This window comes from Myceligenerans crystallogenes (assembly GCF_039529775.1).
Lineage (GTDB): Bacteria > Actinomycetota > Actinomycetes > Actinomycetales > Cellulomonadaceae > Myceligenerans > Myceligenerans crystallogenes.
Map to the genome: position 1 here is coordinate 135192 of NZ_BAAANL010000001.1, position 12265 is coordinate 147456.

Here is a 12265-nt window from a genome sequence, read left to right on the forward strand (position 1 = left end):
GCCGCCGCTGCTGCAGGCGGACCCCGCGCACCTGCACTCCGCGGGCGTGCTCGGCAGCTGGTCCCCGGTGGACCGCGGCACCACCGCGAAGGCCGTGGTCGAGGACCGCCTCGACGCCATCTTCGAGTACCACCTGGGCCAGCAGGACCAGCGCTCCTGGTACGGCTTCTGGGACTACGGCGACGTCATGCACTCCTACGACGGAGACCGGCACCAGTGGCGGTACGACGTCGGCGGCTACGCCTGGGACAACTCGGAGCTGTCCACCGACCTGTGGCTCTGGTACCACTACCTGCGCACCGGCAACGCCTCGGCCTTCCGGTTCGCGGAGGCGATGTGCCGGCACACCGGCGACGTCGACCAGAACCACCTCGGCGAGTGGAAGGGCCTCGGCACGCGCCACGGCATCCTGCACTGGGCCGACAGCGCGAAGCAGGTGCGCATCAGCAACGCGAACTACCGGCGGCACTTCTACTACCTCACCGGCGGCGACGAGCGCTCCGGCGACCTGCTGCACGAGCTGATCGACTCCGACCGCACGTACCTGGTGCTCAACGCGGGCCGCAAGGTGGACGGCTCGACCGGCCCGTACGAGCCCGACCCGACGGCGCTGCCCCTGTCCACGACGACGGACTGGGGAGCGATCGCCGGGGCCTGGCTCACCGAGTGGGAGCGCGGCGGCGACCCGAAGGCGAAGGAGCGGCTGCTCGCGAGCGCGCGGTCGATCGCGGCACTTCCGAACGGCTGGGTCCAAGGGGGCGCGACCTACGACCTGGGGACCGCCGAGTTCAGCTCCGGCCCGGACAAGGCCGTCTCGGTCGGCTCGCTGTCCTCGGTGTTCGGCCTCATCGATGTGATGACCGAGCTGATCGACCTGGTCGACGAGCCCGAGGTCGAGGCGAAGTGGGTCGAGTTCTGCCGGCTGTACAACGGCACCTCCGCGGAGCAACGGGAGGTCACCGGCGCGTCCTGGGGCAGCCTCAACCTCCGCCAGGCCTACTCGCGCGCCACGGCCTACGCCGCGGTCAAGCTGGACGACGACGCCCTGGCGACCCGCGCCTGGAAGGAGCTCCGCACGGGCCACGCCGGCTACCCGGACGGCCAGAACTGGGGCACCGCGCGCATCGAACCCCCGGCGGTCCTCAAGCCGGTCGACGAGGCGAGCTTCTCCACGAACGCCAGCGCCCAGTACGGCCTGGCGGCCATCCAGCTCCTGGCCCTGGTCCCGGACCACGCCTGAGCAGCCCGTGTCGTAGGACGGGCGGGCCGCGCGCGGCCCGCCCGTCACCAGTCGTCGTCGGGCAGCACCTGGAACGCCGGCTCGCCGGTGAGGGGCCGGATCGCCCGGAAGTCCTTGCGGTCCAGGGTCAGGATCGACGCCGTCATGTACTCGCGCGCGACGGCGGTGATGACGGCGTCGGTCAGGTCGAGGCGGAGGTCCGCGTGCTGGTCCTGGACGGCTCGCGCCGTGCGGAGCACCGCGGCGTCGGCCTCGGCGAAATGCACTCGGGTGCGCTCGGCCTGGGCGATGAGCGAGTCCAGGAGCCTTGCGGCGAGGGTTTTGCCGAAGCGGCGGCTCACCAGGTGATCGAGTTCGGCCAGGACAAGCTGGGGCACGACCACGACCGAGGCCTGGTTCAAGACCTTCCGAGCTCCCTCGTGTTCCGGGGCGTCCTGGTCGATCGAGGCGATCAAGCCCGAGGTGTCGGCGATGACGACTACCACGCCCCGAACCCGCTCTCGCCGAGTTCGTCGTCCGCGCGTGAGGCCCAGGTCGGATCGCCGCTCGACACGGTCGGAAGGTCCATCGGTTCGTCCCATACCCGGTTCCGGTTCACGGCGAGCCGGACCCCCTCGCGGATCAGCTCGGCCTCGCTGACACCGCGCGCGGCAGCGGTCGCCTTCAGCTCCTGAAGGTCGGCGTCGTCGAGATACACGGTCGTACGTCGCATGGCCATGAACATATGGTAGGACTGACATACGTGCCAGTCGAGAGGCTGCGGACCGTCGTTCAGGTCACAGCCGCGGATCCGCTGTCCGTTCTTGCCTGTTCCGGCGAGGGCGGGGCCGGTGAAGTCCACGCTTGCTCCTGGAGTCAACGAAGACCCCAGGAGGAGAGATCGATGTCAACGAAGAGATCGAAGAGTTCGAACAGATCATGGCGGGCGCTGGCGTTCGTTGTCGCACTGGCCGCCGTCGCGGTCCCGGTCACGGGAATCGTGCGCGAGACCGTTCCGTCCGCGACGGCGGCGAGCCCGCGGATCATGGAGAACCTCGGCCGCGGCGTCGTCGCGGTCCGGGCGAGCAGCACGTCCGTGCTGGTCAGCTGGCGGCTGCTGGGGCTGGATCCCGACGGGATCGGCTTCCACGTGTACCGGTCGACGGCGGGCGGCGGCTGGACGAAGCTCACGCCGTCGGCCCTCACCGGCGGGACGAACTTCACCGACACGACGGCGGACCTGACCAGGTCCAACGCCTACCGCGTGCGCGCCGTCGTGAACGGCGTCGAGCAGACGCCGAGCGCCGCGTTCACCCTGAGCGCGAACCACGCCACGGAACCGGTGGTCCGCGTGCCGCTGCGGCCCGGCGGGGCGGTCAAGTTCGTCTGGGTGGGCGATCTTGACGGCGACGGGGAGTACGACTACGTCCTGGACCGTCAGACGTCCCAGCAGAAGCTCGAGGCCTACACCAGCAAGGGTCAGTTCCTGTGGCAGGTCGACCTCGGCCCCAACAGCACCAACCAGAACAACATCGAGGGCGGGTCGGCGGTGATCGACGTCGGGCACAACGACGGCGTCACCGTGTACGACCTGGACAGCGACGGCCGCGCAGAGGTCGCGCTGAAGGTCGCGAACGGCGTGCGGTTCGGCGACGGGTCGGTCCACAGGGAGTCCGACGACGTCCGGCAGTCGATCGCGATCCTCGACGGCCTGACCGGCAGGCCCCGCGCCACGGCGCCCCTGCCCGCCGACTACCTCGCCGACGGACCGCTGATGGCGCGGTTCGGCGTCGGGCATCTCGACGGCGTGCACCCGAGCCTCGTCGCCTACACGAAGAACCGGATCGGGTCCGGCGACTTCAACCTCATGATGACCGCCTGGCGGTTCTCCGGGACGAGCCTGGCCCGGGAGTGGAAGTTCCTGCGCGGCTCGCAGAACCTGCCAGACGGGCACAACACCAGGATCGTCGACGTCTCGGGCGACGGGACCGACGAGATCGCGGAGATCGGGTTCGTGATCGACGGCGACGGCACGCTCGAGTACTCGCTCGCGGACCAGGGGGTGGTCCACGGCGACCGCTTCTACGTCGCGGACATCGACCCGGACCGGGCGGGCCTCGAGGGCTATGGCGTCCAGCAGGACAACCCGACCGGCCTGCGCGAGTACGGCTACGACGCCCGCACCGGCGACCTGCTGTGGGAGCGCTTCGGCGAGGACGTCGCGGACGTCGGTCGCGGCCTCGTCGGTGACATCGACCCGCGCCACTCCGGGATGGAGGCGTGGGCGTTCGACGGCGTGTACAACTTCCGGAGCACCGAGCTCACCGAGCCGGACAGGTCCCTGTACCCCTGGCCGCAGCTGAACCTGCACTGGGACGGCGACCTGCCCACCGAACTGCTGAACGACGGCAAGTTCGAGCAGTGGGACCCGGCGAACCCCACGCGGAGCGGCAGCCTGCCGCGGCTCGTCAGCACGTGGAACTACGGTGCGGTGAACGCCGGCCAGGGCGTGCAGCCGGCGTTCTACGGCGACATCCTGGGCGACTGGCGCGAGGAGGCCGTCTACACCAACGCGGCCTACGACGAGCTGATCGTCTTCACCACGAACCGGCCGACCGGCACGCGCCTGTACACGCTGCCGCACAACCCGGCCTACCGGAACGCCATGACCCTGAAGGGGTACCTGCAGTCCCACTTCACCGACTACTACCTGGGATCGGGGATGACGCCGCCGCCGCGGCCGAACATCACCTACGCGGGGAGCTGAGAATCTCCTGGCGGGGGCCGCGGCGCCCCCGCCAGGAGATGGCGTGACCGGATCGTGATCGGCCGTTGGCGATCGAGGACTGGACAATGCTCTCCCCTTCTGTTGTATCGTTTCAATCGCGGTCGGCAGTCAAGGGCCGCCCAGTGCGACAGACAGCCGGTGTCGGTGCAGACGCCGGAAGAGCAAGGAGGCTCCCGATGAGAAGTGCGCGCAAGGCAACGGCCGCCCTGGCCGCGAGCGCGGCAGCGGCTCTGGCTCTCTCGGCCTGCTCCGGCGGCAGCGCCGGCGGCGGGTTGACCGAACCCCTGGACACCGAGGCGGAGATCGAGATCAGCCTCGCCTGGTGGGGCGACGACACCCGCGCGGCCATGTACGAGGAGGCCGTGGCGCTGTTCGAGAAGGAGTACCCGAACATCACCGTCACCACCGGGTTCCAGGACTTCCCGAACTACTGGACGGCGCGCAACACCGAGGCCGCCTCCAGCAGCCTCCCGGACGTGTTCCAGATGGACCTCTCCTACCTGCGCCAGTACGGCAACACGGGACAGCTGCTCGACCTCGCCCCGGCGTTCGAGTCCAACCTCGACGTGTCGGGCTACGACGAGCAGCTGCTGCAGGCGGGCAACCTCAACGGCGCGCAGGTCGGCATCCCGACCAGCACCAACACGCTGGCCTTCTTCTACAACGCGGACGTGCTCGAGGAGCTCGGCATGGAGCCGCCCGCCGAGGGCTACACCTGGGAGGACCTCAACGAGTGGTCCGCCGAGGTCGCCGCGAAGGGCGGCAAGCAGGACCCGGCCGTCTACGGCAGCGGCGACTACACGGGCACCTTCTGGTTCTTCTGCCAGTGGCTCATCCAGCAGGGCAAGCAGCCGTTCACCGACGACGGCCAGATGAACTTCACCGAGGCCGAGGCCACCGAGTTCCTGAACCTCACCGCGGAGAACCGCGAGGCGGGCGACGTCTTCTTCCCGATCGAGAAGACCAAGCAGATCGAGCCGCTGACCGGCTTCATGACCAGCGCCGAGACCGGTGTCATGACCTGGGACAACTTCCTCGCCGGCTACGTCGCGGAGACCGAGCAGGACATCCAGATGCTCCCGATGCCGTCGGGGCCGAACGGTCCGCAGCAGTTCTGGAAGCCGTCCATGCTCCTGTCCGCCTCGGCGAACACCGAGCAGCCGGCCGCGGCCGCCAAGCTCATCGACTTCCTCGTCAACGACCCGGAGGTCGGCAAGATCTTCGGCACGAACAAGGGCGTCCCGGCCGTGCAGGCCCAGATCGACGCGATGGACGTCGAGGAGGGCTCGGTCGACGCGCGGGTCGTCGCGTTCGAGGAGGAGGTGGCCGACCTCGTCACCGAGCCGGCCCCGATGCCGGCCGAGGGCTTCGGCGCCATCGAGGCCGAGTGGCTGCGCCTCTTCGAGGAGATGGCCTACGAGCGCATCACGGTCGACGAGTTCGTCGAGCAGTGGTTCCCGTTCGCGCAGGACACCATCCCCGCCCCCGAGTGACCCAGCACTGACCCAGGACACCGGCCGTCCGGTGCGCAGACGCACCGGACGGCCCATGGAACACGGAGGTTCTCATGGCCGACATCGCCGCGGCGCCGCAAGGCCCGACGACGACGCCGCCGGCCCGGCACGTCGTCCCACGTGCGGGCGCGACCGGGCCCCGCCCGCCCGGCGATCGTCACGCGACGAACAGCCGCACGAGGTACAAGGCCGCGGACGTCCGCGCCGGTTACGCGTTCGTCAGCCCCTGGCTGATCGGCTTCATGCTCCTGACGGCGTTCCCGATGGTGGCGTCCCTGTACCTGGCGTTCACCGACTACGGGCTCTTCCGGGCGCCCGAGTGGATCGGCACGGAGAACTTCCAGAAGATGTTCACCGACCCGCGGTTCCTCCAGTCCGCGCAGGTCACCGCGATCTACGTGTTCGTCGGCACCCCGATCAAGCTCGCCGCGTCCCTCGGCGCCGCCATGCTGCTCAACACGCGGCACCGCGGCCAGGGCGCGTACCGCTCGATCTTCTACCTGCCCTCCCTGGTGGGCGCGAGCGTCTCGATCGCCATCATCTGGAAGGCGATGTTCATCGACGACGGCATCGTCGACCAGGTCCAGCAGTTCCTCGGCTTCCCGGCGGGCGGCTGGGTCGGCGATCCGTCCATGACCATGCCGATGATGATCCTGCTGGCCGTGTGGACGTTCGGTGCCCCGACCGTCATCTTCCTCGCCGGCCTCAAGCAGGTGCCGAACGAGCTGTACGAGGCGGCGTCGATCGACGGCGCCGGCCCGTGGCGGCGGTTCGCGAGCATCACCGTGCCGATGCTGTCGCCGGTCGTGTTCTTCAACCTGCTCATGGAGATGATCGGCGCCTTCCAGGTGTTCGGCTCCGCGTACGTCATCTCCGGCGGCACCGGCGGCCCGGCCGGGTCCACCAACTTCTACACGCTGTACCTGTACACGAAGGGCTTCGGCCAGCTCGACATGGGCTACGCCGCCGCGATGGCGTGGGTCCTCGTGCTGGTGATCGGGATCATCACCGCGATCCTGTTCCGCACGTCCCGCGGCTGGGTGCACTACACGGGAGACTCACGATGAAGAAGCTGCGCAGGATCAACTCGATCGTCTTCCACGTCGCCGCGGTGCTCGCCTCGATCGTGGTGCTGTACCCGTGCGCCTGGATGGTGTTCTCGGCCTTCAAGCCGTCCAACGACATCGTCGGCAACACCGACCTGCTCCCCGAGACCTGGACGATCGACAACTTCGTCACCGCCCTGTCCGGCATCGGCGGCGTCCCCTTCACGACGTTCCTGTGGAACTCCACGATCATCGCCGTGCTGTCCGTGGTCGGCACCGTGCTGTCCTCGTCCGTCGCGGCCTACGCCTTCGCGCGGATCGACTTCCCCGGTCGCACCGTCATGTTCGCGATCATGATCGCGACCCTGCTGCTGCCGTTCCACGTCGTGATGATCCCGCAGTACGTCATGTTCAACTCGGCCGGCCTCGTGAACACGTTCGTGCCCCTGCTCGCCGGGAAGTTCCTCGCCACGGAGGCGTTCTTCGTCTTCCTCCTGGTGCAGTTCCTGCGCGGCATCCCGCGCGACCTCGACGAGGCCGCCCGCATCGACGGCTGCGGCCACTTCGGGACGTTCGCGCGGATCATCCTGCCGCTCATGCGGCCGGCGATCATCACGGTCTCGATCTTCACGTTCATCTGGTCCTGGAACGACTTCCTCGGCCCCCTGCTCTACCTCAAGAAGCCCGACCTCTACCCCCTGCCCGTGGCGCTGAACCAGTACGTCGACCAGACCTCGGTCTCCGACTACGGCGCCCAGATCGCCATGGCGGTGATCGCGCTCGTCCCCGTCGCGCTGTTCTTCATCATCTTCCAGCGCTACATCGTCGACGGCGTCGCGACGCAGGGCCTGAAGGGCTGACAGATCATGTCCGACGCCGCCGCCCGCCAGGAACCCCCGGTGCGCCCCGCCCGCAGCCTCCACGACAGCTTCGCCCTGCTCGCCGAATGCCTGCTCGTGGGCGTGTACGTCCTGATCGGCAGCCTGCCGGTGATCACGCTGCCGGCGGCGCTCGCGGCCGGGTGCGCGCACATCGGCCGCCACCTCGCGGGCGAGCGGACGGACCTCGCCCGCTTCGCCCGCGACTGGTGGTCGGCGGTCAAGGACCTCTGGCTCCTCGGCGTCGCAGCCCTCGTGCTGGCCGTTCTCCTCACGGTGAACGTCCAGGTCGCGGCGTCGGGCGCCCTGCCGGGCGGCGACGTCGTCCGCTGGGTCTCCCTCGCGGTCGGCGCGGTCGGCGCGGTGGTCGTCCTCCGCGTCGCCGGTCGCTGGTCCCGGGTGAACGGCAAGTCCGACGACGACGGCGCGCGGGCCCGTGACCTGGTCCCGCTCGCCGCGCGGGTGGCTCGGGAGGACCCGACCGGGTCGCTCCTGCTGCTGCTCGCGCTGGGCCTGTGCGGCGTCCTGATCTGGATGCTCGCGCCCCTGGTGATCGTCGTCGGGGGGCTGCTGTCCCTCGCCGTCGTCGCCGTCGAGCACCGTCACGAACGACGCGACGAACAGGCATAGCCGCACGAACTCAACACGCAGCTCAAGTACCTAGGCAAGGAGTACAACGATGTTTTCCTCGTCCCTCCGGGTGGGCACGGCCGTCATGGCCGGGCTCGCCCTCGCGGCCTCCGGGGCCGTACCAGCCCTGGCAACCTGGCCGGTGCAGGCCGCCTATCCCGGCCTCGAAGACCTCGACCGCGGCCTCGTCGCCGCGCACACCAGCGAGGGCGTCTTCCTCAGCTGGCGCCTGCTCGGCGACGAGGTCACCGGCGCCGGCGAGAACGGCCTGACCGGCCAGAACTTCGTCGTCCTGCGCGACGGCCGGAAGATCGCCACGGTCACGAGCTCCACGAACTACGTGGACCCGGCCGGCACCGCCCGCTCGAGGTACGTCGTGCGGCCCGCCGACGGCCGCGGCCCCGCCGGCTCCGCGAGGCCCTGGGCCGGCGACTCGCTCGACATCCCCCTGAACAAGCCCGCGGACGGCACCACCCCCGCGGGCGAGGCCTACACCTACCGCGCCAACGACGCGTCCGTCGCGGACCTCGACGGCGACGGCTCCTACGAGATCGTCGTGAAGTGGGACCCGTCCAACTCCAAGGACGTCTCCCAGAAGGGGTACACGGGCAACCAGTACCTCGACGCCTACACGCTGGACGGCGAGCAGCTGTGGCGCATCGACCTGGGCGTGAACATCCGGGCCGGGGCGCACTACACCCAGTTCCCCGTCTACGACTTCGACGGGGACGGCGACGCCGAGGTCATGCTCAAGACCGCGCCCGGCACCAAGGTCACGCGTTACGACGAAGGCGCCCCCCTGTCGTCGTCGTACATCAGCATCCCGCGTGACGACCGCGCGGCGGGCGTCACGCACCAGGACGACTACCGGTTCTCCGCGCCGCAGTACCACGAGTACCTCGCGGACGTGCTCGCGGGCTGGTCGGAGCGCGAGGAGGTGACGTCCGGGCAGTGGCCCGCCACGCTGGAGGAGGCGTGGGGGATCGAGCCGCGCTGGGAGTACCCGCTGTCGGAGGCGGACGCGCGCGCGGCGGCCGACCACTTCGTCGACGTCTACGCGCCCGCGCGCTCCGCGCGCAACGAGCTGCGCAAGTTCGAGGGCTTCGTCGTCACGGGCCCGGAGTACCTGTCGGTGTTCGACGGCGAGACCGGCCGCAACCTGCAGACCGTCGACTACAAGCCGGGCCGCGGCGACGACGGCCTGCTGTGGGGCGACTACGCGATGTCCCGGATCGAGCCGGGCAACCGCGTGGACCGCTTCCTGTCCGGCGTCGCCTACCTCGGCGGGGCCGGCGAGACGGCGAGCGCGGTGTTCGCGCGCGGCTACTACACGCGCACCACGGTGGTCGCCTACGACTGGGACGGCTACCGGCTGCGCGAGCGGTGGTTCGCGGACTCGGGCCACGCGCCCATGAGGAACCCGTTCAACGACGGGCCGCACGGCGTGGAGGGCCCGTCCCCGGAGTGGGGCACGCTCACGACGCAGGGCTTCCACTCGCTGTCGGCGGCGGACGTCGACGGCGACGGGAGGCACGAGATCGTCTACGGCTCCGCGACGCTGGACGACGACGGGTCGCTGCTGTACTCCTCGTACGACACGATGCCGGAGGGCTCGGCCGCGCCCGGCACCCGGGCCAAGCTGGGCCACGGCGACGCGCTGCACGTGACCGACATCGACCCGACGCGCCCGGGCCCGGAGATCTGGACCTGCCACGAGGGCGGCGCCTGGGCGCCCTACGGCTCGGCGCTGCGCGACGCCGCGACCGGCGAGGTGCTGTTCGGCTCGTACTCCGGGCGGGACACGGGCCGGTCGATGATCGGCGACATCTACCCGGACACCCCCGGCATCGAGGTCTGGGCGTCGATGCCGAACGGCACGCTCGGGTCGGGGACCCTGTCCGCGACGGGCGAGATCGTCTCGGCGTCCACGATGGGCACGAACGCGTCGGTCCTCTGGGCCGGCGACGGTTCCCGGCAGCTCGTCGACGGCGCCGACCCGACGACGCCGACCGTCGTCGACCGGGCCCGCGGCGTCGTGCGCACCCTGGACGGGACGCTGACGAACAACGGCACCAAGGGCAACCCCGCCCTGGTCGCGGACGTCCTGGGCGACTGGCGCGAGGAGATCCTGGTCCGCACCACGGACTCGACCGCCCTGCGCCTGTTCACGACGACCGAGCCGAGCGACATCAAGCTTCACACGCTCATGCACGACCCGCAGTACCGGGTCGAGGTCGCCCGCCAGCAGACGGCGTACAACCAGCCGAGCTACACCAGCTTCTACCTGGCCACGGACACGGACTGGAGCGCGGCGCCGCTCCCGCCGAACGCCCGCGGCTGATCCCCGCGGGGAGTGCCCGCACGTGAACGCGAGGTAGGGCCTTTCCGAAGGCCTTACCTCGCGTACTAACCATGTTCTTCCGGTGTCCAGAGGTTGAATTCAGGGCGGATATTTGCCCGGGTTGGCCTGAGTTTGCACTTGCTGGTCTATCCCGGTGTTCTGGGGAGGGGGCCGCCTTTTTGCGGAGGGCTTGATCCCTTCCTGGCGCTATCGCTACCGCCCCAGGATGAGCGCCATGGCCACTCCTCCTGACTCGCCTCTGCCTGCGCCTGCCACCGTGGTGTCCGAGCCCGCGGTGAGCCTCTCCCTCTTCGGCTTCACCACGGACGGCCAGGAAGGCGTCTACGACCGGCTGCTCGAGCTCGTGGAGGTCGCCGAGGCCGAGGGGCTGGCGAACGTCTGGCTCCCCGAGCGGCACTTCGACGACTTCGGCGGCTTCTCCCCGAACCCGGCCGTGCTCGGCGCGATGGTCGCGATGCGCACCTCCCGGCTCGGGATCCGCGCGGGCAGCAGCGTGCTGCCGCTGCACTCGGCCGTGTCGGTCGCGGAGGACTGGGCGATGGTCGACGCCGCATCGGGCGGCCGGGTCGGCATCGGGATCGCCTTCGGCTGGATGGAGCGGGACTTCGTCCTGTCCGACGCGCCGCACGCCGAGCGCATCGACCTCTTCCGGACGCGTGTCGGCCAGCTGGAGAAGCTCTGGCGCGGCGAGGCCCTGGAGCTCACCGGCCACTCGGGCCAGACCTCGACGGTGCGGCTGCACCCCCGCCCGGTCAGCGAGCTGCGCATGTGGCAGGCGTGCCTCGGCAACCCGGACTCGTACTACGAGTCGGGCAAGGGCGGCCGCGGGGTCCTGACCAACCTGATCCGGCAGGACCTGGACCAGCTCGCGGCGAACATCGAGCGCTACCGCGCGGGCCGCGCCGACGCCGGCCTCGAGGGCCCCGGCGAGATCACGGTCCTGGCCCACGCCGCGCTCTCCACGGACGAGGCGTCGGAGGAGCGCAACATGGAGGCGCTGGAGCGCTACATGCTCGCCACCTTCACCAGCTCCAGCGAGGACCCGTCGCTGGTCAACCCGGACGACTGGAAGCCCCGGATGGTGGCGGCCGCCGAGCGCCTGCGAAACGGCCTGTCGCTCGTCGGCCCCGAGGCGGAGTGGCAGGTCTTCAAGGACAAGCTGACCGCCCTCGGCGTCACCGAGATCACCTGCCTGGTCGACTTCCTGCCGCACGGCGAGGCGTGGACCGAGACGGTCCAAGCGCTCGGCCGCCTCCACGGCGCGGGCCTGAAGGCGTGACCATGACGGACGTGGCGACCGCGCCCGGCGGCCTCGACGACGGCATGCGCGAGTTCATGAGCGGATTCCCCACGGGCGTCGCCGTCGTCACCACGCGCGGCCACGACGGCGAGCCCCACGGCCTGACCTGCTCGTCGATGACGAGCGTCGCGCTCGACCCGCCGACCCTCCTGGTCTGCCTGCGCCAGAACACCGGCGGCACCCTCTCGGTGCTGCTGGAGCGCGGCGTGTTCGCCGTGAACCTGCTGCACGACGGCGCCTCGCACACGGCCCGGCTCATGGCGCGCACCGCGGCCGACCGGTTCTCGAACGTCCGCTGGAACCCGTCCCCGCTGCTGGGCGCGCCCTGGCTGGAGGACGACACGCATGCCACGGCCGAGTGCCGCGTCTCGGGCACCGTGTCGCTCGGCACCCACACCGTCGTCTTCGGCGAGGTGGTCGGCACCGCCAAGCGCGAGGGCGACCCGCTGCTCTACGGCTACCGCCAGTTCTCCTCGTGGCGGCACACCGAACTCCACGCGGAGCCCCGCGACCGATGACCCTCCCCGC

The 12265-nt window shown here is 70.2% G+C and carries 10 protein-coding genes and 1 pseudogene; 9 read left to right on the forward strand and 2 right to left on the reverse strand.

All coding sequences use genetic code 11. The features are described from left to right. Window positions 1-13: 13 nt before the first annotated feature. Window positions 14-1240 (forward strand): annotated as a pseudogene (locus ABD208_RS20430) (exo-rhamnogalacturonan lyase family protein); the annotation flags it as partial. A gap of 44 nt (window positions 1241-1284) precedes the next feature. Here ABD208_RS20430 and ABD208_RS00560 read toward each other — a convergent pair. Next, window positions 1285-1725, reverse strand: a complete 441-nt coding sequence (locus tag ABD208_RS00560) for a type II toxin-antitoxin system VapC family toxin (protein ID WP_344098716.1) — start codon at window positions 1723-1725, stop codon at window positions 1285-1287. Continuing rightward, window positions 1719-2081 (reverse strand): ribbon-helix-helix domain-containing protein, encoded by a 363-nt coding sequence (locus ABD208_RS00565; protein WP_344098717.1) that lies wholly within the window; start codon window positions 2079-2081, stop codon window positions 1719-1721. The genes ABD208_RS00560 and ABD208_RS00565 overlap by 7 nt, the downstream gene beginning before the upstream one ends. Before the next feature lie 42 nt (window positions 2082-2123). Here ABD208_RS00565 and ABD208_RS00570 point away from each other — a divergent pair, with 42 nt between their 5' ends. The 8 genes from ABD208_RS00570 (at window position 2124) to ABD208_RS00605 (ending at window position 12255) form a co-directional block, all read left to right on the forward strand. Continuing rightward, on the forward strand, window positions 2124-3986 hold the full coding sequence (locus ABD208_RS00570; protein ID WP_344098718.1) for a rhamnogalacturonan lyase family protein: 1863 nt from the start codon (window positions 2124-2126) through the stop codon (window positions 3984-3986). Window positions 3987-4183: 197 nt separating this feature from the next. Then, window positions 4184-5500, forward strand: a complete 1317-nt coding sequence (locus ABD208_RS00575; protein WP_344098719.1) for an ABC transporter substrate-binding protein — start codon at window positions 4184-4186, stop codon at window positions 5498-5500. Window positions 5501-5574: 74 nt separating this feature from the next. Further along, entirely contained in the window at window positions 5575-6588 is a 1014-nt protein-coding gene (locus ABD208_RS00580) for a carbohydrate ABC transporter permease (RefSeq protein ID WP_344098720.1), read from the forward strand. Then, window positions 6585-7427: a carbohydrate ABC transporter permease gene (locus ABD208_RS00585; protein ID WP_344098721.1), complete on the forward strand. Its 843-nt coding sequence runs from the start codon at window positions 6585-6587 to the stop codon at window positions 7425-7427. The genes ABD208_RS00580 and ABD208_RS00585 overlap by 4 nt, the downstream gene beginning before the upstream one ends. Before the next feature lie 6 nt (window positions 7428-7433). Further along, the gene (locus tag ABD208_RS00590) at window positions 7434-8075 is read left to right on the forward strand and encodes a hypothetical protein (RefSeq protein WP_344098722.1); all 642 of its coding nucleotides are present in this window, start codon (window positions 7434-7436) and stop codon (window positions 8073-8075) included. A gap of 49 nt (window positions 8076-8124) precedes the next feature. Then, window positions 8125-10416, forward strand: coding sequence for a rhamnogalacturonan lyase (locus ABD208_RS00595; RefSeq protein ID WP_344098723.1), 2292 nt, complete (start codon window positions 8125-8127; stop codon window positions 10414-10416). Window positions 10417-10651: 235 nt separating this feature from the next. After that, window positions 10652-11716: a MupA/Atu3671 family FMN-dependent luciferase-like monooxygenase gene (locus tag ABD208_RS00600; RefSeq protein WP_344098724.1), complete on the forward strand. Its 1065-nt coding sequence runs from the start codon at window positions 10652-10654 to the stop codon at window positions 11714-11716. A gap of 2 nt (window positions 11717-11718) precedes the next feature. Further along, window positions 11719-12255, forward strand: coding sequence for a flavin reductase family protein (locus ABD208_RS00605; RefSeq protein WP_344098725.1), 537 nt, complete (start codon window positions 11719-11721; stop codon window positions 12253-12255). Window positions 12256-12265 lie beyond the last annotated feature (10 nt).